Source organism: Bartonella massiliensis, assembly GCF_902150025.1.
In the GTDB taxonomy this organism is placed as follows: domain Bacteria; phylum Pseudomonadota; class Alphaproteobacteria; order Rhizobiales; family Rhizobiaceae; genus Bartonella; species Bartonella massiliensis.
The window spans coordinates 19006-44121 of the sequence record NZ_CABFVS010000004.1; the positions used below are offsets into that span (position 1 = coordinate 19006).

Below are 25116 nucleotides of genomic sequence, written 5' to 3' on the forward strand. Positions count from 1 at the left end.
CTTGCGTGGCGTAAAACTGTACAAGAAAGGCATGTCTTTTCATGAAGTTTTTTCAATGGCTTAAGGGTTATCGCAACGTTGTGAGGGGAGTGTAGGACGGCGCTGGCTCATCTCTTCATAAAGCAGAGTCAAGGTGAAGAACCGGGAGAGCCAATAGGACAATTTTGAAGTCATTGTACAGGTTTAGGGATGTGCTGGTGAGAAGATTAGGAAGAGCAGCTTTTGCTCATTTTGCGCATAGGGTGAAAAAGGGATGGGGGTAAAAAAGGGACGGGAATTTTTTCTGCTAGAGTTGCGCTTTTATCGCGATTGAGGGGAATATTTTTTCTCATTTCTGTTGTTTTTGGCTTGTTCGGAGAGTTTTCAATAGGAATTTATATGAAGGGGGAATGACTTTATATGAAGCGAAATTGCTTTACACAGGACGTTTTCCAAATAAAGCAGAGCCAATACGAAGGACATTAGAGCCAAATTGTAGAGCGGTTTTGAAGTCACTAGACATGCCCATGGAAAGCTTTGGAAGACCGGCTTGTTTTGCCAACTGTGCTAAGAGTGCAAAATAAGGACCGGGGTTTTCGTCGACAGGGGGGATGGCCATAAGACCGATAATATCAAGCCCATAGGTGTTTTTGCATCGAGAAACAAAAGGGATCACTTCTTGTGGATCAACACCACTTTTTTGTGGTTCTAAGCCAATGTTGACTTGCACATAGCAGGGAAGGTGCCTTTTTTGTTTTTGCATTTCTATGCTCAAAATTTTGGCTATTTTTTCACGATCAACCGTTTGAATAACATCAAAAAGTTTGACAGCTTCAGCGGTTTTATTGGATTGTAGAGGTCCGATGAGATGAAGTTTAATATTTTCAAATTCTTGACGTAAATCGGGCCATTTTGCGGTAGCTTCTTGCACACGGTTTTCTGCAAATTGAGCATGACCGGCTTGCAAAAGGGGGCGTATATCAGCGGCAGAAACAGTTTTTGAAACAGCGATAAGTTCAATTTCTTCTATGGGGCGTTGTCGTTCTTGGCATATTGCCGCAATGTCTTTTTGCAGGTTTTCCCATGCTTCAATGGAAGAGTTATGAGGGGGGATGTGTATATTCATGTTTTTGTTACCATTTTTGTTCAATTTTTATTCAGGGGTTGATTGTTTTTATAAAATACTTAAGGAAATATTTCATGAAATTGTTGACGATGAGGTTAATCCATGGTCAAGCATAATAAAACAAGTTTTTTGGTTCAGTTTTGTTAAAAGAGTATAATGGGAATGACAGTTGAACATTATAAGTTAGGTGAACGCTATAATCCACGGGCACGAGAAAAAAAATGGCAAGAAATTTGGGATGAAAAGAAAATTTTTCAGACTGTGGGGGAAGATAGTCGTGAAAAATATTACGTTTTAGAGATGTTTCCTTATCCCTCAGGGCGTATTCATATGGGGCATGTACGTAATTATGCTATGGGAGATGTGGTTGCGCGCTATAAACGCGCAAAAGGCTTTAATGTGCTTCATCCTATGGGTTGGGATGCTTTTGGTATGCCGGCTGAAAATGCGGCTTTGCAAAGTAAAGTTCATCCTAAAACTTGGACCTATGAAAATATTGCGGTCATGCGTGGGCAATTAAAGCAATTAGGGCTTTCACTCGATTGGACACGTGAATTTGCAACCTGTGATGTGGACTATTACCACCGTCAACAAATGCTGTTCCTTGATTTTTATCAAAAGGGATTGGTGGCGCGTAAAGTGGCTAAGGTGAATTGGGACCCCGTTGATCATACCGTTTTGGCCAATGAACAGGTTGTTGATGGTCGGGGATGGCGTTCGGGGGCGTTGGTTGAACAACGTGAGTTGACCCAATGGTTTTTCAAAATTAGCGACTTTAGTGAAGATCTCTTGACAGGCCTTGAAGAACTGGATCAATGGCCGGAAAAAGTTCGCACGATGCAAAAAAATTGGATCGGCAAATCCCAAGGCTTGCTGATTCGTTGGGCTTTAAAGTCGGCAGCTGATGACGCGAGGAATACTGGTAATGCAAGGGATGCGGATGATGCCAAGAATGCTGAGGATATTTGTAAGGCATTTGATGAGGTTGTGTGTTATTCAACGCGTCCTGATACGTTGTTTGGCGCTTCCTTTTTAGCGCTGTCTGTTGACCACCCCATTGCTCAAGCTTTGGCAAAAAAAGACAAAGCACTAGAGGCTTTTGTTGAGAGTTGTCGGAGCGGGGCAATAACAACAGCAGCACTTGAAACAGCTGAAAAACAAGGTTTTCTTACCCCTCTTGTAGCGGTGCATCCTTTTGATTCAACGGTGCATATACCCGTTTATATCGCTAATTTTGTGCTGATGGACTATGGAACGGGGGTTGTTTTTGGTTGTCCGGCTCATGATCAGAGAGACTTTGATTTTGCGCGTAAATATGACCTTCCGATAAAACCGGTGGTTTTGCCCAAAGGGGTTGAAAAAGAAGATTTTGTCATATCTGAAACGCCTTATGTTGGTGATGGGGTAATGATCAACTCCAGCTTTTTGGATGGTTTGACACCGCAACAAGCCTTTGAAGAAGCAGCCAAAAGGCTTGGGGAGCAAGTGCTTAATGGGCAATCGCAGGGAGAAAAGACTGTGCAATTTCGTTTGCGTGATTGGGGAATTTCGCGTCAACGTTATTGGGGATGTCCCATTCCGATGATCCATTGTACAACGTGTGGCGTTGTATCTGTACCACGTTCCGATTTGCCGGTTGTGTTGCCGGATGATGTTACTTTTGATCAACCAGGCAATCCTCTTGCGCGGCATGAAAGGTGGCAGGATGTTGCTTGTCCTTCCTGTGGGAAACCTGCTAAACGTGAAACGGATACCATGGATACATTTGTTGACTCTTCTTGGTATTATGCACGCTTTACGGCTCCTTTTGCATCAGAACCTGTTGAGAAACAAGCAACCACTGAATGGTTGCCTGTACAACAATATATTGGTGGAATTGAGCATGCGATTTTGCATCTTCTTTATGCGCGCTTTTTTATGCGTGCTATGAAATTAGTTGGTCATGTGACGGTGAATGAGCCTTTTAAGGGGCTGTTTACCCAAGGGATGGTGGTGCATGAAACCTATCGTGATGATCAAGGGTGGGTTTCTCCAGCAGAAATTTCGATTGTTGAAAAAGATGGTAAGCGTCAGGCTTATAAATTAACTGATCAAAGCGAAGTGACGATCGGCTTAATTGAGAAAATGTCAAAATCAAAAAAGAATGTTGTTGATCCGGATGACATTATTGCTTCCTATGGCGCCGATACTGTGCGTTGGTTTGTATTGTCTGATTCACCTCCCGAGCGAGATGTTATCTGGACAGAATCGGGGGTTGAAGGTGCGCATCGCTTTGTGCAACGTGTTTGGCGCCATGTGGCTTTGAGTGCTGTTGTGTTAAGGGATGTGGCCCCTTGTGCAGGGCATCAGGGGGTGGCTTTGGAACTTTCAAAGGTTGCACATCGTACGCTTCAGGCTGTAGAAGATGATTTAGAAAAATTCGCTTTTAATCGCGCTATTGCACGTCTTTATGAATTCTTGAATATTATGGCACCTTTGTTAAATAAAGTGGCTGATCTTGAGGGTGAAATGAAAGCCTCTCTCCGTCAAGCCGTGGATTTTTTTCTTGCTATGATTGCACCGATTATGCCCCATTTAGCTGAAGAATGCCATGCTGCTTTAGGGGAGAGGACTTTAATGTCTGCGCTTGCTTGGCCCATTTATGATCCCGCATTAATCGTTGAAGAAAGCTATATTTTGCCGGTACAAATTAATGGTAAAAAACGCGGTGAAGTGAGGGTTGCAGCAACAGCGAGTGAGACGATGATTAAAGAAGCGGTTTTGGCTTTAGATTTCGTACAGACACAGCTGGGCGAAAAGCCTATGAAAAAAATCATTATTGTTCCACAAAGGATTGTAAATGTTGTTTTTTAAAAGTTTTTTGCTTGTCAGTATAGCTGGTTTGTTAACTCTTTTATATGGATGCAAAGTTGAGCCGCTCTATCGTCAAGAGTCGCAGAGTTTAAGGGCAATGAATTCTATTACTTATCAGGATTCTGTTGCTTCTCAGAACTCTATTGCTGAGCACCTTTCTGGGCAAGCTTCTTTGGGGCTTGCAGCAAAGCTTGCCTCTATTGTTGTGGAAGAGCCTTCGGATCGTTTTGGACAAATGGTGCGTAATCATTTGTTGTTTTTGCTGTATGGCAATGGTGGTAAATCTTTAACTCCAGCTTATCAATTGGCATTGCAGATATCTGTCTTTACAAGAGAATCAATGCAAATAGAGGTTGATCTTGAGAAAAAGAGAGAGGGACGACCTTCTGTTGGAACTGTTATGAGCAGAGCTTCCTATATCTTGCAGGATATGAAAAATATGCCTGTTGCAAAAGGAACAGCAATCATGAATGCATCTTTTGAACGACTTCGTCAAGAATATGCAACGATGCAAGCAGAAGAAGATGCAAAAAAACGTGTGGCAGAAGAGTTAGCTGAGCAGATTTTTTTATCACTTGCAAAAGATCTTTCTCATAAGATTTCTCGCCATTAAGCAATATTTTGTCCTGTTTTTTTCCAATCATCGAGAAATATTTGCAATCCTTTATCGGTGAGAGGATGCTTGATCAGTGCTTTTAAGATTGCGGGTGGGATTGTTGCAACGTCAGCACCGCTTAAGGCTGCCTCTTTAACATGATTAACGGTGCGGATTGAAGCAGCTAAGATTTGTGTCTTAAAGTTATAATTATCATAAATTGTGCGAATTTCATGGAGGAGTTCATTGCCATTGATTCCGCAATCATCGAGTCTTCCGATAAAAGGCGAAACAAATGTTGCACCTGCTTTAGCAGCAAGTAAGGCTTGATTGGCAGAAAAACAAAGTGTGAGATTTGTTTTTAATCCTTCTGCTGTAAGGGCTTTACAAGCTTTTAATCCATCAAGTGTTAAAGGAAGCTTGATGCAAATATTGTCAGCAACCTTTGCTAAAATAGCTGCTTCTTTCATGATGTTTTCAAATTCTGTTGCTGCAACTTCAGCAGAAACAGGTCCGCTAACAAGGGAACAAATTTCTTTTGTCACTTCAAGAATATTGCGTCCTGATTTGAGGATAAGAGAGGGATTGGTGGTCACACCATCAACAAGGCTTAAATTTTGTAATTCTTGGATTTCTTCAATATTGGCGCTATCTACAAAAAATTTCATCTCTCACCTATTCTTTTTCGCTTTTTTATTCAAAGCTTTTCGCACTTTATCCTGCTTTTTTGTTATGCGCTATTGTTGACTGTAAAAGCAAGAGCAAGAATGAATATCTCTGTGAAAATAGGAATGCCGTGGAGTTAATGAAAAAGGGTGTTCATGAAAAAGAATGCCATGGTGTTCGTTATATCCCTGCTTTCTGTAAACAAGATCTCGTGTTATTTGCACATCTATTTTATGGCTTTGTTTGTGATAAGACATAGGATTCATTGCGCATTAATATTTTTGTGTATTGGCATCTTTGTAGAGCGGTATCTTTATACTTATGGCAATAGGCGAGCATTATCACACCCTTTGCTGATTTTTCATGGGTGATTGCTTTTGATATTTGTGAGTGCATCATAATCATAGGGTGCTCCCCTTTTTCACAGGGAATTATGTTTCATTTTGTTCGTAACGTATAAAAGAATGGATTTATTGTGTCGTAAAACACTACTGGAGAAAGCATGTAAAATTTTATTGTATGAAGTATTTTTTATGATCAAGATATTGATTGAGAATGATAAATAATAAATTTTAAACTTAAATCATAACAGTGAAGATAGTGTGGTTTTCTCATCACATACGTTGCTTTGTGTTACAACCATTAAAATTGCTTTTTTGTACGTTATAGAGGAGAGGGAAGATGAGGTAAAAACATTAAGGATTAAAGATTCTTCTTATGAAGTGTTTCAAGCGCTAAAGATTATTGCGGCATTTACAGGTTGGCAGAGCTTGTGATGGTGTTCGCTTTCTCTTTTATAGCTTTTATAAAAGTGTAAAAAGGTTGGTGACCAATGGTTTTATCTTTAGACTATTGATGATTACCTTTACCAAGTAAGCTTGGGAGTGGGTGATGAATATTTTAGAGAAGGGCGGGTTTTATCTTACGAAATAGCGTTTGGGGGATATGCACGATATGAGGAGGCTGTAAAGCCTGTTTTGGAAGTTAGAGTATGGGCATTATTTACAGATTTGTGGGGTTAAAAACTTTCGTTTTTTTAAGATGTTGTAAGACATTTTAAAGGGCTATGATCGTGGGGGCTTATGATTAAATGGAGGCATCATAAGATGATGAGAAAAATGGGTTTAAATAGCGCTTAATATCAAGAAATTTTATGAGAAAGATTTTTAAAAAATACACAATAATTCTTTAACAATTTACCTCTGTATTGCATTGATTTATAAAAATAATGTATCGTTCTTCAATTTGAATTAAGAACTTTCTGTAAAACTTTCTCATCTCAAATTTGTTTCTGTGTTGAATCAAGCAAAAACATGGACTTGCATGTTATAAGGGGGTAGCCTGCGTGGATAAAGTTTGTTCAATAAAGGATTCAAAATGTCTCTTATGAACTGTCTTCATGGTTGTTGCAACATTCGGGGGTTGGCAAAAGGGTATGATGGTGTCGGTTTGTTGCCTATATTGTTTGTGTATTTTTCCAAGCTGAAAGATACGTGTACTGTTTTCATGCCTTGGTATGAAGCTTAAGACGAATATTGCAGCGGTTCTTACAATGGTTTCATTTGCAGTATTACTTTTCCTATTATCAAAAGCATTGAATATTTTTGCATCAATAAAGATTTGCAAATGTTTCTCGATGGGGTGGAAATGAAAAAACGCTCATATTAGGGGCATATTACAGTATATAAAACAGTTATTTATCTTTATAAATCAAATTATTGATTACAAATTGAGGTATGGTGTAATCAGAAAATAAAAGGGCGTATTAGGCATGAAGCTGCACTATGGGATCACTAAAGAGCGTACTGATGATATTCTATTGAATGCTTAATGGCGATGAGCTTTATACACTAGAGAATGGCACTGTTTTTTTGTTATAGAAGATGACGTTGTGTTGATTGTTGGTGTTTTGGTGATGGAATGCGTATTAAAAAGAACTTTTGTGAGAGGCGTGTGTGTGAAAGGGAGAGTGATTTAAATCCCGCCATGCGTTTTATAAGAGTGTTTAAAGATAAGATGTAGATCTGTTGATGCTCGAGAGGATTTGAGATAAGGGGGGAAACGTCGCTTGGTTAAAAGGGTAAATTCAAACATGATAGAGGAAAAGGTTGTCTCTGTATTGGTTCCTCTTCCTGTTGCTCATGCTTATAGTTATAAAGTTCCGTCTTCTATGGAGGTAGAAATTGGTTCTTTTGTTCGGGTTCCAGTGATGGGGCGTGAGCTTTGCGGTTTTGTTGTGGATGTTGGAGAGGGGGAAAAGGATGGACAACGGGCTGCTTCGGTAGCGCGTGAAAAATTACGTTCTCTCTTACATGTTTTTGATTGTCCGCCATTAAAGCCAGAAATGATTGCATTTTTGCAGTTTGTTAGTCGTTATACAATGACGCCTTTTGGTCTTGTTGCACGATTGGTTTTGTCCGTACCGGCTGCTTTAGAGCCGGAAGCGCAGATGCTGGGATTGCGCTATTGTGGGGGAGATGTGGAACGTCTCACACCAGCCCGATCACGGGTTTTGGAATTGGTGCGTGGTGAGAAGATATGGACACGTTCTGGTCTTGCGCATGCGGCTAGAACTTCTGTTTCTGTTGTTGAAGGGTTAAAAGCGTTAGGCGTTTTTGAAGATGTTAAGATTCCTGCTCCTGATCTTGTGGGCATGCCTGATCCTGATTTCTGTTCTCCTCAGTTGCAGGGTGCACAGAGTGAAGCAGCAAAATTGTTGCGGGAAGGGGTTTTATTTTCTCAGTTTCAAGTTTTTTTGCTGGATGGTGTGACGGGTTCTGGAAAGACAGAAGTTTATTTTGAAGCGGTTTCTCAAGCTTTTAAAGGGGGGCGCCAAGTTTTAATTTTATTGCCGGAAATTGCTTTAACACAGCAATTTTTAGATCGTTTTTATGCACGTTTTGGCGCTGTGGCAGCAGAATGGCATTCTGATTTGACTCCACGTCGTAGAGAACGTGTTTGGAGACAAGTTGCAGAAGGGCGGGTGCGTGTTGTTGCGGGCGCTCGTTCGGCACTTTTTCTTCCCTTTCATGCACTTGGTTTGATTGTGGTTGATGAAGAACATGATAGTGCTTATAAACAAGAAGAGCGCATTTTTTATCATGCGCGTGATATGGCTGTTGCACGGGGCTCTTTTGAGCATTTTCCTGTTATTTTATCTTCAGCAACACCGTCGATTGAAAGCCAAGCCAATGTTTTAAAAGGGCGTTACCAAAAGGTGCATTTGCCTTCGCGTTTTAAAGAAGTCGCTCTTCCACAATTGCGGGTCATTGATATGCGTCAAGGAGGGGTGCAAAAGGGGCGTTTTATTTCCTTTTCTCTTGAAAGGGCTTTAAAACAGACGCTTGAGAAAGGTGAGCAGGCGCTGCTTTTTCTTAATCGCCGTGGTTATGCGCCTTTAACTTTATGCCGAGTTTGCGGACATCGTTTTCATTGTAGCGATTGTTCAAGTTGGTTGGTCGAACATCGTGCGCAAGGACAACTGAAATGCCATCATTGTGGCTATCATCAACCAATTCCAGAAGCCTGTCCTGAATGTGGAACATTAGACCATCTTGTGGCTTGTGGACCGGGTGTGGAAAGAATTGCAGAAGAAACACAAGGACTTTTTCCACAAGCGCGATCATTGATTCTTTCAACAGATCTCAAAGGCGGGATTGGACAGTTGCGAAGCGAATTGCAAGCTATTGCCAATGGCGATGTGGATATTATTATTGGAACACAGTTGGTCGCTAAAGGACATCATTTTCCCAAGCTCTCGCTGGTGGGGGTTATTGATGCTGATCTTGGTCTTGCCAATGGCGATTTACGGGCAAGTGAACGGACCTTCCAGTTGCTTTCTCAAGTGACTGGAAGAGCAGGGCGGGTAGGATTGGAAAGTTTAGGATTATTGCAAACCTATCAACCGGATCATCCGGTTATAAAAGCTCTCCTTTCGCAAAAAGGTGAAGATTTTTATGCGCATGAGATTGCAGTACGTCAGCATTATCATTTGCCTCCCTATGGGCGCCTTGCCTCTTTGATTGTGTCATCACAACAGCGTCAAGCCGCAGAACATTATGCACGTGCATTGCGTCAAGCGGCACCACGGGACAAAAATATCTCGGTTATGGGACCCGCAGAAGCCCCTTTGGCTTTGGTTCGAGGGCGTTATCGTTTTCGGCTTTTACTACAAGGTCTACGCTCTTTTGATATACAAGGGTTTATTCGTACCATGCTTGGCAATACCCCCAAAATGCCGAGTTCCGTTCGGGTTCAAATTGATATTGATCCGCAAAGCTTTTTTTAAAAATTAAATTTCTTTTTCATATGACTGGAAGAGTAGGGCGGGTAGGATTGGAAAGTTTAGGATTATTACAAACCTATCAACTTCAAACCTATCAATAGGGTCATCCAGTTATAAAAGCTCTCCTTTCGCAAAAAGGTGAAGATTTTTATGCGCATGAGATTGCACCACGTCAGTGTTATTATTTGCTTGTCCTATGGGCGTCTTGCCTCTTTGATTGTGTCAGCATAACAGCGCCAAGACGTAACAACATTTTGATTTATAATGATATTTTACTATTTTGTATGTTGAATGAGAGTCCTGAATATCGTAAGATTCTCTCATTTCAAGTCTACTTATGTTAAATCAATCAAAATCACTTGCTTGCACATAACAAGCGGGTGGGCCATGTGGGTAAAAGCTGTATATCGGAGAGGTTGGTAAAGTGCACATTTTTAACGAAAATTATCGCGACAACTGGATTGTACAATAAAAATGGCTTTTTATGAACCGTCTTACAAGCCCAAAGTCTGGTCCGCAACATTCAAAGGTTGGCACAAGTGTGTGATGGTGCCGGCTTGCTCCTGATCAGGCGTAAAGATGGGGGGCTCAATGGATTTTATATTATTCCAGGGGGGCTTTACCGGTATACCATTCACGGGTGCCGCCCGCGAAATGGGTGTGGTGTGCACTTTGAGAGATGTCTCTTTAAAAGAAGCCCGTGAAACTGCAACTGGGGGGCGTTCTATTTTACGTGAAGGTCGTGATCCCATTAAGGAACGTGAGAAACAAAAGCGTGAGGCAATAAGCAATTTCCATTATTTAAAAGAAGAATCGTTGTTTGGAGCTGCAAAAGCGTTTGAAGCAAAATTAAAGAGCATGACTTTTTTTCACAGAATGTCAAAAAGAGGCATAAAAAAACGTGATGCCATCTTATCGATCTAAAAAAATCCTTTTCAAAAATATTTTGAATATTTTATTTAAAATTTTTAAAAAGCAGCGATTTGTGGTGTTGCGAGTCGGTTATGTCTATGCTAGAAACCAAAAGGTTTTTATTCGAGGTTTTAAGAAGAAGATTCTTAAGATTGAGGATGTCTGTTTCATTATCATCTGATAACTATCAGAGAGTCGCTTAAGGGAAAGAGGCGGTATTTCGTGTCAGATTCATTTTCTCTCATACCGCTGCCGTTGGTAGATCAACGCTATGCGCAAGCGCTTTTTAATTGCGTTCAAGAAGCAGGAAACGTTGAAAAGATTGAAAAGGCAGTGGAAGATTTTTTGCTTGTTTTAGAGCAAAATGAAGATTTAAAGCACTTTGTGCTCAGCCCATTCTTTTCGGTTAAAGAGCAAATTAAGGTGATGCAGTCTGTTTGTGAAAACATCAAATTTGCTGATAAAGAAGCAGGAAAGGTTGTTGGTAATTTTTTACGCGTTATTGCAGAAAACCGTAGGCTTAGTGCCGTATTTGGTATTTTACATGCTTTTCAGCGTTGTGTTGCACGTGCTCGTAGGCAAATTACTGCACAAATTGTTTCTGCGCGCCCACTGAATTCTCAACAAAAACAACAGTTGTGTGAGACTTTGGAAGGTGTCGTTGGGGGAAAAGTTTTGCTACACATCATTGTGGATCCAACAATTCTTGGTGGATTAATCGTTCGTGTTGGGGCGTTTCAAATTGATACGTCTCTTTTAACAAAATTGTCTTCACTTAAGCTTGCATTGAAAAAAGAGGTCAGCTGATGGATATTAGACCATCTGAAATTTCAAAAATTCTAAAAGAGCAAATCAAAAACTTTGACCAAAAGGCTGAGGTTTCAGAAATTGGTTGGGTTCTCTCTGTGGGGGATGGTATCGCTCGCGTTTATGGTTTGGATAATGTTCAAGCTGGGGAAATGGTTGCTTTTCCAAATGGTGTGCGCGGGATGGCGCTCAATTTGGAAGTTGATAATGTCGGTGTGGTCATTTTTGGCTCAGATCGCGATATTCGCGAAGGGGATTGTGTAAAGCGCTTGGGCGCTATCGTGGATGTCCCTGTGGGGCCGGCTTTGCTCGGCCGTGTGGTTGATGCTCTTGGAAATCCTATAGATGGTAAGGGGCCACTTCAAGCAACAGAGCGTCGTCGTGTTGATGTTAAGGCGCCAGGGATTATTCCGCGTCAGTCTGTGCATGAACCAATGTCGACCGGATTAAAAGCCATTGATGCACTCATCCCTATTGGGCGGGGACAGCGTGAGTTGGTGATTGGTGATCGCCAAACAGGAAAAACAGCGATTTTGCTCGATACATTTTTAAACCAAAAGCCTTTTCATGAAAAAGGAGCTGGTCGAGAGCAGGATAAAGTTTATTGTATTTATGTGGCTATCGGCCAAAAACGTTCAACTGTAGCGCAATTTGTTAAAGTTTTAGAAGAACGTGGCGCATTGGAATATTCCATTATTGTTGCGGCAACCGCTTCTGATCCTGCGCCCTTGCAATTTATTGCACCTCTTGCGGGATGTGCTATGGGCGAATATTTCCGTGATAATGGGCAACATGCTTTGATCGGTTATGATGACTTGTCAAAACAAGCCGTAGCTTATCGTCAAATGTCTCTTTTGTTGCGTCGTCCACCAGGGCGTGAAGCTTATCCGGGAGATGTTTTCTATTTGCATTCGCGTCTTTTAGAACGGGCTGCAAAGTTGAATGCGGAAAATGGATCGGGGTCGTTGACCGCTTTGCCAGTCATTGAAACGCAAGCCAATGATGTTTCGGCTTATATTCCTACAAATGTGATTTCGATTACGGATGGGCAAATATTTTTGGAGACCAATTTGTTTTACCAAGGTATCCGTCCTGCTGTAAATGTTGGTCTTTCTGTGTCTCGTGTTGGTTCGTCCGCACAAATTAAGGCAATGAAGCAGGTTGCCGGTTCGATTAAAGGTGAATTGGCGCAATATCGTGAAATGGCAGCTTTTGCGCAGTTTGGCTCTGATTTGGATGCGTCAACTCAGAGACTTTTGAATCGGGGAGCGCGCTTGACAGAGCTTTTAAAGCAGCCACAATTTTCTCCACTCAAAACGGAAGAGCAGGTGGTGGTTATTTTTGCGGGTGTGAACGGCTATCTTGATTCTCTCGCGGTTTCTGATGTTGCGCGGTTTGAGCAAGGGCTTTTGGTGCTTTTGCGGAGTGATTATCAAGATCTCTTAAAGGCAATTGCTGAGCAAAAGCAGATAACAGATGAGTTGAAAGATAAGTTGATCACTGTTCTTAACACTTATGCGAAAAATTTTTCGTGATGAATCGATGGAATGCTTGAATGGCTTCATTAAAGGATCTTAGAGACCGTATCGCTTCGGTTAAAGCAACACAGAAAATTACCAAAGCTATGCAAATGGTTGCAGCAGCAAGGTTGTCGCGTGCGCAAGAAGCGGCACAATCAGCACGCCCTTATGCGAAGAGGATGGCTGATATTTTAACCAGTGTTGCTGCGGATGTGGATGGTGTTGATGCCCCTGCTCTTATGCGTGGTACGGGGCGCGATGATGTGCATCTCTTGGTGGTGTGTACTGCCGAGCGCGGTTTGTGTGGTGCTTTTAATGTGCAGATCGCTCGTCGTGCTCGTGAGCAGATTAAAGCGTTGTTGGCAGCCGGTAAGATTGTGAAAATTATTACTGTGGGTAAAAAGGGTGCTGATATTTTATCGCGTGATTACAAAAGTTTGATGATTGATCACATCGACTTGCATGCTGTAAAGCGAGTTGGTTTTGCAGAGGCGATGATGATTAGTCAACGCATTGTTGATTTGTTCAATGAAGGTGCTTTTGATGTCTGTACGCTGTTTTATTCTGAGTTTATTTCTGTGATTAATCAGCGTCCAACAGCTTTCGGCTTGATCCCTATGGTTGCTCCAAAAGCAGCTGTTGAGGCAATAGATGTTGTGGATCAAACAGAGATGATTGGAGATTCACAATCGGCTGTTAATGGAGCAATTGTTTATGAGTATGAACCTGATGCTGCTTCTCTTTTAGAGGTGCTTGTGCCTCGCAATCTTTCAGTACAAATCTTTCGGGCTTTACTGGAAAATGTTGCGGGTGAAATGGGGGCAAAGATGACAGCTATGGACAATGCATCACGCAATGCGGGTGAAATGATTAATAAATTGACGGTGGCTTATAATCGTCAACGTCAAGCACAAATTACGACAGAATTGATCGAAATTATTGCGGGCGCTGAAGCGCTGTAAATGGAAAAGGTAAAGATTGATGGCAAAAGCAGTAACCTCAAGCAAAGGAGCAGAAAAAGGTGAAAAAAAGAAACCAGCTGCTCGTTCCAGCGTGAAAAAAAACATTTCAAAATCTCAAGTGGATGTAAAGGATTCGTCCACGGTGTCTGCGCGTAGCGCCGCTAAAGGGACAGTGGGAAAAAAGGAAACGGTAAAAAAAGAAGAGCATGCAAAAGGCGCTGTTGGTGAGATCAAGCAGGTTATTGGTGCTGTCGTTGATGTGCAATTTGAAGGGGCATTGCCAAATATTCTCAATGCTTTGGAAACAGAGAATTTAGGCAATCGCTTGGTGTTAGAAGTTGCGCAACACTTGGGTGAAAATACCGTGCGTACGATTGCGATGGATACGACCGATGGTCTAATGCGCGGCCAAAAGGTCGTGGATACAGGAGCACAAATTCGTGTTCCTGTAGGAGAAGCAACATTGGGACGTATTATGAATGTGATTGGAGAGCCGGTGGATAATGTAGGACCAATCCCTGCGACCAAAACACGTTCTATTCACCAAGAGGCGCCTGAATATGTTGAGCAATCGACTGTTTCAGAGATTCTTGTCACGGGTATTAAGGTTGTGGATTTATTAGCCCCTTATTCGAAAGGGGGTAAAATTGGCTTGTTTGGTGGTGCTGGTGTTGGAAAAACCGTTCTCATTATGGAGCTTATAAACAATATTGCAAAAGCACATGGTGGTTATTCTGTATTTGCTGGTGTGGGAGAACGGACACGTGAGGGAAATGATCTTTATTACGAAATGATTGAAAGCCGCGTGAATGTGAATCCAAAAGACAATAATGGTTCAACAGAAGGGTCAAAATGTGCACTTGTTTACGGGCAAATGAATGAACCACCAGGGGCTCGTGCGCGTGTTGCTCTTTCAGGCTTGACCATTGCAGAAAGTTTCCGTGATGAAGGACAAGATGTTCTCTTCTTTGTGGATAATATTTTCCGTTTCACACAAGCAGGGGCTGAGGTGTCGGCTCTTTTAGGACGTATTCCTTCTGCTGTGGGGTACCAGCCTACTTTGGCAACGGATATGGGGGCTTTGCAAGAACGTATTACCAGTACAAAAACAGGCTCTATTACTTCCGTTCAGGCAATTTATGTTCCTGCCGATGACTTGACAGATCCAGCGCCGGCAACGTCTTTTGCTCATTTGGATGCAACAACTGTTCTTTCGCGCTCTATTGCGGAAAAGGGAATTTATCCGGCTGTTGATCCGCTTGATTCTTTCTCGCGTATGTTGGATCCATTGATCGTGGGAGAAGAGCATTATACGGTTGCTTGTCAAGTGCAAACCATTTTACAACGTTATAGAGCGCTTCAGGATATTATTGCTATTCTGGGAATGGATGAACTTTCTGAAGATGACAAATTATTGGTGGGACGGGCGCGTAAAATTGAACGTTTCCTTTCGCAACCTTTCCATGTGGCGGAAGCCTTTACGGGTTCGCCGGGGAAGCTTGTTCCTTTGGAAGATACAATCAAAGGCTTTAAAGGTCTTTGTGCAGGCGATTATGATGATTTGCCAGAAGCTGCTTTTTATATGGTTGGTTCAATTGATGAAGCTCTTGAAAAAGGAAAACGTCTCATGGCAGAAGCTTCTTAAATGAGAAGCTTTTTACTTGAAGAGAAATTTTTCGTTAAATAAGGGCAAATTGTTGAAAAGATGAGTTGTTAAAGAGGGCAGAGAGTCCTTCTATCGGGTATTGTGGAGACTGTTGTGGAAAACAATAGAGAAGAGCATTTTTTATTTGAGCTTGTATCGCCGGAAAAGATTGTGTTTTCAGAGCAGGTGGTGTCTGTTGTTCTTCCTTCAGCTTCAGGTTCTTTGACCGTTATGGCACATCATGCGCCATTGGTGGCAAGCATTGTGTTGGGGAGTGTTCGTGTTCACACTTCTGCGGGTGAAAAGCTCTTTGCTGTTTGCGGAGGTGTTGCCAATATTACCTTTTCGGGTTGTTCGTTATTGGTCGAGCATGTTGTGGCTGTTGAGCATCTTTCTTTTGATGTATTAGAACAGAAGATTTTGCAGGTTCAAGCGACGTTAGAGGGGGGAGTGAGCGATGCGGACAATCCTAAAATCGAGGCTTTTTTCCAGCAATTTTCAGCTGATGGTTCTGTATTGATAGAAGCGTAGCTAAGGGTGTATTAGGAATAGGTGACATGAGCGGAAAAAAGAGTACGGTTGTGTCTGCTAAAAGAGGCGGAAAACCTTTTCCGCATCCTGGGCGTATTTTTGCCGGACCTTTGCCGAAATGTTTTGTTTATATTTTTGCTTCTCTTATTTTGCAGTGGGCTTATGGTTTAGGGGCTAATATTGTTCAGTCTAATATTGTCCATCTGACCGGTGATTTTCACGCAACTTTAGCTGAGACGACATGGTTGGTTGCAGCCTACATGGCACCCAATGTCAGTGTGGCGATTATGTTGATCAAAATCCGCTATCAGTTTGGGTTGCGTGCTTTTGCTGAACTGTCGATCCTTGGCTTCGTTTTGGTTTGTGTGTTGCAGCTTTTTGTGACTGATTTGCGTTCTGCGTTGATTATTCGCTTTTTTGCTGGGATTGCTGCTGCGCCTTTGGCCTCGCTTGCACTGCTTTATATGATGGAGGCTTTTGCGCCAGCAAAAAAGTTTACTGTTGGTTTGAGTTTGAATTATATGAATGCAGCTCTAGCGGCACCTTTATCACGGTTGATCTCGCCTGATTTATTGGAAAGTGGTGATTTTTCCAGTCTTTCTGCTTTGGAAATGGGGTTGGTTCTCATCAGTTTGGTCTGTATCTATACTTTACCCCTTACGCCTGTTGTTCGCAGCAAGGTTATTCAAAAGTTAGATTGGATAAGCTACGGTTTGATTGCTTTTGGTCTTGGTCTTAATGCCGTGATTATGTCTGTTGGCATATTGTATTGGTGGTATGAAGCACCATGGATTGGTTGGGGGCTTGCACTTGCTATTTTCTCGTTGGCTATTGCTATTATGATTGAGCTTAATAGAGAGAAACCATTGATTGATCTGCGTTGGATCTTCAGTAAAGAAATGATCCAATCTGTTTTTATTTTATTGATTTTTCATGTTTTTTTATTGGAACGACCCAATTTGCCTGTTGGTTTTTTTAATCTTTTTGGTTTGCTCAATCGTGAAATGGCACCCATGTATCTTGCGGTGACATTGGGGACTCTGTTAGGGGGAGCTGTTTGTGTGTTTTTTTTACGCGTAGGGCGTGAAGATTATTTTTATTTGTTATCTTTGGGGTGTTTGGCACTTGGCGCTTATTTAAACAGTCGTGTCAATCATCTAACGCGTCCGCAAGACATGATGCTCAGTCAAGGGTTGGTGAGTTTTAGTTATGCACTTTTTTTGCCTCCTGCTCTTTGTAAGGGGTTTGTGATAGCCGGAGAAAAAGGACCACGTTACGTTTTGAGTTTTATTGCTGTTTTTTTGCTCACGCAAGTGACAGGAGGGCTGATGGGGTCGGCTTTTTTTGGCAGCCTACAGGTTTATTTTGCCCATAAGAACTTTGAGTCTTTAACACAAAATATTGTTGTAACTGATCCGCTTATTTCTGGTGAGATGAATACTTTGTTTTCGCCTTCTTATGGTGCTTCTGTTCCTTATGGTTTGGGGAGTGAGCAGGGAACTTCTCTGTTGATAGAGAAATTTAAGTTAACAGCAAATATTTTTGCTTATGATGATGTTTTTCGGCTTTATTTTTATATTTCAATGGTTGTATTCGTTATTCTTCTTGTCACAATGGTTGTTAAGTCATGTTCTTTACGGGCATTAGATAAAGTAGAGTGATGTTATAGAAGAGGGGTGCAAAAAATGATAAAAGCATTACGGTCAAAAGCTACAATTGTTGCATTTCTGTCAGGTATTACGGGTGTTCTGCTGATTTTGTGGGCTTGGAGACTTCCTCCTTTTGTGAGTAACATTCAAATAACAGATAATGCTTCCATTAAAGGTGAAGTTACTTTGGTTAGTTCACAGATCTCTGGGGTGATTGCACGGATTTATGTGCAAGATTATCAACGCGTCGAAAAGGGAATGCTGCTCTTTGAGCTTGATGATTCTCTCTTTCGTCAGCAGCTTGCACGGGCACAGGCTGTTCTTGATTCAAAAAATGCAAAATTGGCTAGTATTGAATTGCAAGCACAGCTTTTGCAGGGTGAAATTAACACAGCAGAAGTCGAATTGGCGCGTTCACGAGCGTTCTCCAATGTTGTTCCAGACAGTAAAAAATTAGGTTTTGATGATGCAGAAAATGCTATTTCTCGTCCTCTTTCACAACTCTTGGCAGCGCTGGAAACAAAACGACAATTACAAAAACAATTAAATCTTGAACGGCAAAGTTTACAGTCAGAAGTTGCGGGTGCAAAGGTGAGTGTTGAGTTGGCAAAACTTAATCTCGATCATACAAAGATTTTATCGCCTCGAACAGGCTATATTGGATTGGTTGGTGCTAGGGTAGGGCAATATGTTATGCCGGGTACGCAACTGCTTTCTGTTATTTCTGATGATATTTGGATTATTGCTAATTATAAAGAAACGCAGCTTTCTCAGATGCGTGTGGGACAACCGGTTGTTTTTTCTGTTGATGCATTGAACAATAAAAAGTTAACAGGGCGTGTGGTTCGTTTTGCTCCAGCGACAGGTTCAGAGTTTTCATTGTTAAAAACAGATACGACAATTGGTAACTTTATTAAAATTGCGCAACGTATTTCAGTGCGAATCGCTTTAGATCCTGGTCAGGAAGGGATCGAAAAGCTCATTCCTGGGATGTCTGTGGTGACATATGTGGATACTTCGCAGCGGGTCGATTCTGGAGGATAAAATTTTGGGTTTTTTCAGTTTAATTTTTATACCATTTGCTTATAGCAAATGGGTGTTCACTTTAGAAGATTTCGTTTGGTTTGTGATGATCGATTTTGTAAAGCTCTTATCTGTTATGATGTAAAATAATATTTTTTAGAATTTTCAAGCGCATGCCTCTTTGAAACACTTCCATTTCCTTTGAAATAACTTCAGTAGAGGAGAATGGGGGTGAATGGAATACTTTAGAGCTTCCTTGACGTCTCTCACGACACTGTTCTTTGAGATATGGTGGTTCTTTGAGGTATGGCGATGTGGGGTGGCATGTGAGGACATTAGGTGAAACTACTCGATAAAAAATTGAGTGTTTACAGACTGATGACTTGGAGGAATATTAAAACAATATTGAGAACAGAGTTTGCCTGACGTTTCGCGCAATGCTGTTCTTTAAAGTGTGGTGGTTATGAAGTGCAAATGTGTGACAGAGGACGCGTTGATAAAAAGTTGGATGATAGAGACTGGTGGGGTGGAAAATTTATCCTGTTGAGGATGTCAAGTTAGGAGCAGGGCGTCAAGTATTGTGCTTGATCAACGGTGAAAAAATGCCCGCTTTGGGGGCGGGCATTAAAAGAGGGAGGTTGTTGGGGGGATTAATTTTTACGCATTAGTAAGACGCTTGCTAAAGCTAATCCTGCAGCGAGTGCGAGGGTTTTTTTAGGGTTTTCTTTCACTTTTTTCTTTAATTCTGTCGCATGTTCGTTGAGGTGATAAAGCGCATGGCGCCCCTTTTGTTTCCACGCGTTAAATAGCTCAGAAATGTTTTCAAAGCTATCATTTTGAGAACCCCAATGATTGACGGGGACCAGCTCTTTTTTTACCAGCTCTTTTTTTAATTGTGCGATACGTTTTTTTATTTTAGCATTTTTAGCGTTAGTTGAAAATAGACACATCTGTTGACTCCTTCATGTGTTAAATTGTTGCATGATCGTTGGAATTGTGTTTGGGGTTTTGCTATAACGGCTTAAAAATTGAAAGGTTGCATGGATCATCTGATTGGGGTATGCAGCTTTGGGGGTGAGAGAAAATTTAAGCGTTTGGGTTTAATGAGGTGTCTATTGATGGGTGGGCGTTTATTTCATGATGGGTTTGTGAAGGGTGTAAGGTACAATCTCTTGCAAAGAATGATCCTTTGTGAAGGATATAAAGCTCGTTTTTCATCCTCTCTTTGATTTCATAAAAGCTGTACAGCTTGTGCCTTCGTTTTTTTTTGTTTTTTTCGTATTGTGATAGCCTTTAGAGACGGCTTATCAAGCATTTTTATCTTTTTAGTTTTTCTACACGGCTGCTTTTAGGTGCTTAGGAGATATGGTTTTGATTGATGATGAATAGGTTTGAAATGAGAGAAGCTTACGATGTTTCGGTTTTCCATTCAAATTTGGAAAAAAATGGATTATTGTAAATCAATATGTTGACTTAATTGGGCGGTATTTTTCATGCATTTTTTAAAATTATGCTATGATAAGCGTTATCTGTTGTGTTGTAAAATATTGTTTTGTTATGATGTTGATGTAGGGTATAGGTGATGCAACTTAAACATAGCGTATTGTCTCTGTTTGATTTCAGTTTCTCTTTGAAGAAAGCAAGTGTAAAAGTGTGAACCGGAACAGGAGGGGTAGGATTTATCTGGGGCATTTGTGAAATGAATCTCGCTTATGGGCTGGATTGCATCAGGGGGTGACAGGTGGAACTTAAAGCAATCTCTTAAAGATTGGGGGGCGGTATCATTTTCGTCCTTTGAGGCGCGGAGAAAGTCAATATCAATGATGATTGAGAGCGCAGGCTTTAAAGATTTGAGGACTTGATGAGCACGACCTATTCTTTATCTAAACCCCTTGAGCGTCGTCGCTCTGTTGGTGTTGCTGTTGGTGATGTGATGATTGGGGGGCAGAGCCCGATTGTTATACAGTCAATGACCAATACCGATACTGCTGATGTTGATGCAACCGTTGCTCAAGTGGCAGCTCTTTGGCAAGCCGGTTCAAAATTGGTCCGGATTACGGTTGATCGTGATGAAGCGGCGGCAGCGGTACCAAAAATACGGGAGCGATTGGAGCGGTTAGGATTTTTTATTCCATTGGTTGGGGATTTTCATTATATTGGCCATAAGCTTTTATCAGAGCACCCAGCATGTGCTGAGGCGCTTGCAAAATATCGGATCAATCCTGGAAATGTTGGTTTTGGTGCAAAAAAAGATCGTCAATTTGCAGAAATTATTGAAATTGCTTGTCGGTATCATAAACCTATTCGCATCGGCGTGAATTGGGGTTCTCTTGATAATGCGTTGTTAACACGGCTTATGGACGAAAATGCACGACAAGAAAATCCTTTATCGGTTGCTGAAGTCATGCGGGAAACGATTGTGCAGTCGGCTTTGCTTTCGGCATCTTTTGCGGAAGAGCTTGGGTTGGGGCGTGATAAAATTATCCTTTCTGCTAAAGTGAGTGATGTTCAAGATCTTATTGCTGTCTATACCTCTTTGGCAGAGCGGTGTGATTATGCTCTTCATTTGGGGTTAACGGAAGCGGGGATGGGAACAAAGGGAATTGTTGCTTCTTCGGTGGCTTTGGGCATTTTATTACAGCAAGGGATTGGCGATACGATACGAATTTCTTTAACGCCTGAACCGGGTGGGGATCGAACACGAGAAGTAAAAGTGGGGCAAGAGCTTTTACAAGTGATGGGATTTCAGCAATTTTTGCCTGTTGTTGCGGCTTGTCCTGGATGTGGTCGCACAACCTCGACAGTGTTTCAGCAATTGGCACAAAAAATTGAAGCGGATTTACACAAAAATATGCCCGTTTGGCGTGAAAAATACCCTGGAGTTGAAAGTTTGAAGGTTGCTGTGATGGGCTGTATCGTCAATGGACCTGGAGAATCAAAACATGCGGATATTGGAATTTCATTGCCTGGAGTGGGGGAAAATCCAGCGGCTCCGGTTTTTATTGAAGGACAAAAGGTCAAAACTTTGCGAGGGGATCACATTGCTGAAGAATTCGAGGCGCTTTTGAGTGATTATATTCATACACGCTTTGGGCAAGGTGAAGAAAAACAATCGCACAAGGTTTAAAAAAGGCGGTAAAGATATCTTTTAAGATCCCTAAGTTTTAAAGTTCCCAAGCCTGTTTCACGATAGGGTTTATGAGTGGTATAAGCGTAAAGTTTTCGTGAAGTGTAAAACTTATGGAGCCCCTTTACGCTTCATAAATAATAAAAATTGCTTATTGCCTCATGCCTTTATTCCTCACGTTTTTAAATGCAGGCACGATTCTCACGTAAAAAACAAAACGCTATTGGTTTGCATATTTATAGGTTTGTTTTAAAGAGACATCTCTCAAAGTACTCAATCTTATTTCATGGCACCGACCCATGAAGAATATAACAATAAAGCCATGAAACCCCTTCATCTTTACGCTTTATAAAAGAGCACACTATAAAAGAGCACACCGGCACCATTGTACTATTTGCTAGCCTCCAATGTTGCGATAGCTTTTGCATTGAAACGGTTCATGAAAAGCTATTTTTTGTTCTTTCTTTAACAATTTTTACCCCCATGCCCGCCCCGCTTATGATGACGTGCAAGCAAGTGATTGTGTTTGATTGATTCCAGTATAACAGAGATTTTAAATGAGAGAACTTTATAGTATTCGGGATTCTCATTCAACATAGGAGACAATGAATTATCTTATTCAATCAATGTGTTGATATTATATGCTGCTTTGGTGATGATAAATGCTATTGGTGGCCCGCTTATGATCTTAAGTCACAAAAACAGTTATTATGCATGTTATCAGAAGCCTATAATCGATATCGATGTATTTGAGTTTTTAAGACTATTAGGCAAAATTATATGAATACTTTGATAAATCTGTAAATGTTGTTGCTGACTCGTCGGCAGTTCTTGAAACCATAAAAATATTTAATAGATTTTGACAAATGTCACATTATAGAGAAAACATGATTTATTAATTTTTCCAACATTTTCGGGCGTTTTTCTAGATATCAAATTAATAGGACCGAAGATCCCTATAGCGGTTATTGCCCTATTTGTCATAAAAATATAAGCTTTTATATTGATATAAAAAATGTATACAGGTGCCTTTTGGGCGTTAGTGGGGGATGAATGGCAAGTATATTAGCCTTTGGATTTTTATTTAACGGTATAAGAATTTTAACGGGTGCTTTTATTGTCTTTTATATGCTTGAAAAAGGTTTAACGCTTATTGATATCGGGATCATTAAGTCATTTCAGGCTTTTACTATGATGGTGACAGATATCCCTTTGGGGTATTTTGCCGATCGAAAAAGTTATAAAATATCAATCGTTTTAGCAGTGACTTTTGCAGCCATATGGCTCTTGCTTATGGGAATTTCTACAAGCTTTTATGGTTTTCTTGTGGCAGAATCTTTCAATGCAGTGTCGCTGGCATTGATTGCGGGGGCTTATAATGCTTTGCTTGTTCAATATGCAAAAGCCAAAGTGACATCGACTAAAAAAGTGCTTGGATCCAGCGCGCAATATAATTACATCGGCATGTTTGTCTTTAGTTTGATCGGTGCTTATTTTGCTGATTATTCGAGCCAATATATATGGTATATCGCGGCGTTTTTAATGTTGATGACAACGGGATTTGGTTTGTTTTTTCTTGATGATCTGAAAGGGGCGAAAAAAACAAGTCGTGTCAATTCTCTTCAAGAAAATTCTTTTATTTGTGAAGCCAAAGAGATGATCTCTATTTTTGTTAAAGTGCCTTATATCTCTTTATGCTTTTATTTTTCATTGATTTTTTTCAATATATTTTCGCAATATTGGCAGTGGATCTTTAAAGATTATGATATTCATATCACTTATTTTGAGCTTGGTATAACGTTTTCTCTAATATTGCTCTCTCAGCTCTTGGCGAGTTTTCTCTTTACAAAACTCAGTGAGAAGATAAATTTTGTTTTATTGTTGTTTCTTTCGGTTTCAATGATTTTTACAATGGCTTTCTTTGAACCAAGAAAAGAAATGGCTATTCTTTTAGTCTGTATGATTTTTTATCTCATTAAGTATACTTATCTTCGTGTGGAAATTTTCCTACATGATAGCATTAGCGATCATTTCAGGGCGACATACGAGTCTTTTTTGTCAACCGTTGGAAGGCTTAGTTTGTTGGTATTTTTTTACATGAGTACATTTATGGTCAATATATTTGGTTTTTTCTCACTCGTTTATATTTTTGCTCTTTATTTATTGATTTACTTGTTGGCAGTGTTTTTTTTAGAAAGAACTCTCAAAAAAGCTCCGTGAGAATGAGAACGTATTATGACACGTGTGTTTTATGGGCTGTTATAGCCGATAAAGTCTTTGATCGAGGCGTATCATCGTTTTGCATGTTGCATGAGAAAGTTGAATAATAAACTTATTGATGGAGACTTTGAGTAATATTCCCTCTTTTAAGAGGAAATAAAGCTAAGTGTAGCAATATTGTTGAGTATAATTTGCTACACATAAGTGATAAAAATAATACAGATTGATGTATTTGATCAGAAACAGTTAAGTTAAACAAATTTATAGTTATTAAAAGGTTAAAGCGATGAAGTCGTTATCCATAACGCCTTTTGCAATATTTATAACGTTTTTTCTGTATTAATCTTATGGGGGTGTACGCGCGTCGATAGTCTCGAGCAGTACAATAAACTTTACGAAGAATATATCAGTGAAAAATATGAAGCTTTTGAACATTTTCAAAAGCAAGAAGAAGCAAGAAACTTTATATATAGGCGCGGCTATCAGAATATAGCATCTAAATTTGATGTTATAGAACATCGTCATATACTGATTGTTTTATGTGGACGCTTTGTTAATTTATTACGTGGTGATTATAATGAAGAGATGTCATGGGCAATACTACCCAATGTCATAAGCAGTTTGTGTTATGATTATAACTGGAGAGAAAGCGATTTTATTTGGGCCTATAATATGTCTATGAATTCTACAGATCTTATGATTGATTATGCGCAAAGGTTTCTGAATTCTTCAAGTGGGAATGGCATTAGTCCCAAAACACAAATGATTGATCTCGTATCAAGCATGAGTGCTGGCCATGGTGAAAATGTTAAACAAATAGTGCGTTTTTGCAAAGAGCTCCATACGATATATGACATGATGAAACCAAGAAGAATTTATAAATAACATTGAGTGAGAAAATGAAAGATATTCAATGGTTATGGTACGATTGATTATCATGATATTTTTGCTTATTTTTTCATTATGGTCATATTTTCCAACTTTGGCAACGGGTATAGGTTCGGTTATAATAGTGCTTTTTATCTCTATAAAAAATATCGTTTAAAGTATGAAATTTATTCTTGGCTTGAAAAAAGGACTTATCATTATCCTATTATGCCGTAAAATGCTGCCGTTTGAGGTGTGGTGATGTGAAGAGATCTAAAATTCTACGTATTTGGTCTTACGTGCGTGGTGAATATTCTTAAAGGCTTGTTTGTTAAGCCTTATGTCAGTG

The 25116-nt window shown here is 40.5% G+C and carries 16 protein-coding genes and 1 pseudogene; 14 read left to right on the forward strand and 3 right to left on the reverse strand.

Going from position 1 to position 25116, the window contains the following annotated elements:
- Positions 1 to 415: 415 nt before the first annotated feature.
- Positions 416 to 1105: a YggS family pyridoxal phosphate-dependent enzyme gene (locus FNZ60_RS01400; protein WP_142415976.1), complete on the reverse strand. Its 690-nt coding sequence runs from the start codon at positions 1103 to 1105 to the stop codon at positions 416 to 418.
- Between the two features lie 162 nt (positions 1106 to 1267).
- Between FNZ60_RS01400 and leuS the strand changes: the two genes are divergently transcribed.
- Positions 1268 to 3958, forward strand: coding sequence for a leucine--tRNA ligase (gene leuS / locus FNZ60_RS01405; protein ID WP_142415977.1), 2691 nt, complete (start codon positions 1268 to 1270; stop codon positions 3956 to 3958).
- Positions 3945 to 4571 carry an LPS assembly lipoprotein LptE gene (locus FNZ60_RS01410; RefSeq protein ID WP_142415978.1) on the forward strand — a complete coding sequence of 209 codons (627 nt, stop codon included), beginning with the start codon at positions 3945 to 3947 and terminating at the stop codon, positions 4569 to 4571. Before leuS ends, FNZ60_RS01410 begins: the two co-directional genes overlap by 14 nt.
- Here FNZ60_RS01410 and fsa read toward each other — a convergent pair.
- Positions 4568 to 5221, reverse strand: coding sequence for a fructose-6-phosphate aldolase (gene fsa / locus FNZ60_RS01415; RefSeq protein ID WP_142415979.1), 654 nt, complete (start codon positions 5219 to 5221; stop codon positions 4568 to 4570). The genes FNZ60_RS01410 and fsa overlap by 4 nt on opposite strands.
- Before the next feature lie 1375 nt (positions 5222 to 6596).
- On the opposite strand from fsa, the gene FNZ60_RS09580 reads away from it, so the two are divergent.
- From FNZ60_RS09580 to FNZ60_RS01465, 10 genes and pseudogenes are all read left to right on the forward strand, one after another.
- Positions 6597 to 6746 carry a hypothetical protein gene (locus FNZ60_RS09580; protein ID WP_185913403.1) on the forward strand — a complete coding sequence of 50 codons (150 nt, stop codon included), beginning with the start codon at positions 6597 to 6599 and terminating at the stop codon, positions 6744 to 6746.
- Between the two features lie 565 nt (positions 6747 to 7311).
- The gene (locus FNZ60_RS01420) at positions 7312 to 9507 is read left to right on the forward strand and encodes a primosomal protein N' (RefSeq protein ID WP_142415980.1); all 2196 of its coding nucleotides are present in this window, start codon (positions 7312 to 7314) and stop codon (positions 9505 to 9507) included.
- Between the two features lie 542 nt (positions 9508 to 10049).
- A pseudogene (locus FNZ60_RS01430) lies at positions 10050 to 10359 on the forward strand (integrase arm-type DNA-binding domain-containing protein); the annotation flags it as partial.
- Between the two features lie 279 nt (positions 10360 to 10638).
- A complete protein-coding gene (gene atpH, locus FNZ60_RS01435) occupies positions 10639 to 11223 on the forward strand; it encodes an ATP synthase F1 subunit delta (RefSeq protein ID WP_142415981.1) in 585 nt (194 codons plus the stop codon).
- Entirely contained in the window at positions 11223 to 12758 is a 1536-nt protein-coding gene (gene atpA / locus FNZ60_RS01440) for a F0F1 ATP synthase subunit alpha (RefSeq protein ID WP_142415982.1), read from the forward strand. Before atpH ends, atpA begins: the two co-directional genes overlap by 1 nt.
- Before the next feature lie 20 nt (positions 12759 to 12778).
- Positions 12779 to 13705 carry a F0F1 ATP synthase subunit gamma gene (locus tag FNZ60_RS01445; RefSeq protein ID WP_142415983.1) on the forward strand — a complete coding sequence of 309 codons (927 nt, stop codon included), beginning with the start codon at positions 12779 to 12781 and terminating at the stop codon, positions 13703 to 13705.
- Between the two features lie 19 nt (positions 13706 to 13724).
- Positions 13725 to 15350: a F0F1 ATP synthase subunit beta gene (gene atpD / locus FNZ60_RS01450; protein ID WP_142415984.1), complete on the forward strand. Its 1626-nt coding sequence runs from the start codon at positions 13725 to 13727 to the stop codon at positions 15348 to 15350.
- A 114-nt stretch (positions 15351 to 15464) separates the two neighbouring features.
- Positions 15465 to 15881 (forward strand): F0F1 ATP synthase subunit delta/epsilon, encoded by a 417-nt coding sequence (locus FNZ60_RS01455; protein WP_142415985.1) that lies wholly within the window; start codon positions 15465 to 15467, stop codon positions 15879 to 15881.
- 26 nt (positions 15882 to 15907) lie between these two features.
- Positions 15908 to 17542 (forward strand): MFS transporter, encoded by a 1635-nt coding sequence (locus tag FNZ60_RS01460; RefSeq protein WP_142415986.1) that lies wholly within the window; start codon positions 15908 to 15910, stop codon positions 17540 to 17542.
- 24 nt (positions 17543 to 17566) lie between these two features.
- Positions 17567 to 18574, forward strand: a complete 1008-nt coding sequence (locus FNZ60_RS01465) for an HlyD family secretion protein (RefSeq protein WP_142415987.1) — start codon at positions 17567 to 17569, stop codon at positions 18572 to 18574.
- Positions 18575 to 19203: 629 nt separating this feature from the next.
- Here the strand turns inward: FNZ60_RS01465 and FNZ60_RS01470 are convergent.
- Positions 19204 to 19503, reverse strand: coding sequence for a hypothetical protein (locus FNZ60_RS01470; protein WP_142415988.1), 300 nt, complete (start codon positions 19501 to 19503; stop codon positions 19204 to 19206).
- Between the two features lie 911 nt (positions 19504 to 20414).
- Between FNZ60_RS01470 and ispG the strand changes: the two genes are divergently transcribed.
- Complete coding sequence (gene ispG / locus FNZ60_RS01475) at positions 20415 to 21680, forward strand: flavodoxin-dependent (E)-4-hydroxy-3-methylbut-2-enyl-diphosphate synthase (protein WP_142415989.1); 1266 nt, start codon at positions 20415 to 20417, stop codon at positions 21678 to 21680.
- A gap of 1053 nt (positions 21681 to 22733) precedes the next feature.
- Entirely contained in the window at positions 22734 to 23900 is a 1167-nt protein-coding gene (locus FNZ60_RS01480) for an MFS transporter (protein ID WP_142415990.1), read from the forward strand.
- The last annotated feature ends 1216 nt before the right edge of the window (positions 23901 to 25116 follow it).

Coding starts and splice junctions, on each gene's coding strand:
- FNZ60_RS01400 (WP_142415976.1), bottom strand. CDS start 1,105: ATGAATATACACATCCCCCCTCATAACTCTTCCATTGAAGCATGGGAA.
- leuS (WP_142415977.1), top strand. CDS start 1,268: ATGACAGTTGAACATTATAAGTTAGGTGAACGCTATAATCCACGGGCA.
- FNZ60_RS01410 (WP_142415978.1), top strand. CDS start 3,945: ATGTTGTTTTTTAAAAGTTTTTTGCTTGTCAGTATAGCTGGTTTGTTA.
- fsa (WP_142415979.1), bottom strand. CDS start 5,221: ATGAAATTTTTTGTAGATAGCGCCAATATTGAAGAAATCCAAGAATTA.
- FNZ60_RS09580 (WP_185913403.1), top strand. CDS start 6,597: ATGTCTCTTATGAACTGTCTTCATGGTTGTTGCAACATTCGGGGGTTG.
- FNZ60_RS01420 (WP_142415980.1), top strand. CDS start 7,312: ATGATAGAGGAAAAGGTTGTCTCTGTATTGGTTCCTCTTCCTGTTGCT.
- atpA (WP_142415982.1), top strand. CDS start 11,223: ATGGATATTAGACCATCTGAAATTTCAAAAATTCTAAAAGAGCAAATC.
- FNZ60_RS01445 (WP_142415983.1), top strand. CDS start 12,779: ATGGCTTCATTAAAGGATCTTAGAGACCGTATCGCTTCGGTTAAAGCA.
- atpD (WP_142415984.1), top strand. CDS start 13,725: ATGGCAAAAGCAGTAACCTCAAGCAAAGGAGCAGAAAAAGGTGAAAAA.
- FNZ60_RS01460 (WP_142415986.1), top strand. CDS start 15,908: ATGAGCGGAAAAAAGAGTACGGTTGTGTCTGCTAAAAGAGGCGGAAAA.
- FNZ60_RS01465 (WP_142415987.1), top strand. CDS start 17,567: ATGATAAAAGCATTACGGTCAAAAGCTACAATTGTTGCATTTCTGTCA.
- FNZ60_RS01470 (WP_142415988.1), bottom strand. CDS start 19,503: ATGTGTCTATTTTCAACTAACGCTAAAAATGCTAAAATAAAAAAACGT.
- ispG (WP_142415989.1), top strand. CDS start 20,415: ATGAGCACGACCTATTCTTTATCTAAACCCCTTGAGCGTCGTCGCTCT.
- FNZ60_RS01480 (WP_142415990.1), top strand. CDS start 22,734: ATGGCAAGTATATTAGCCTTTGGATTTTTATTTAACGGTATAAGAATT.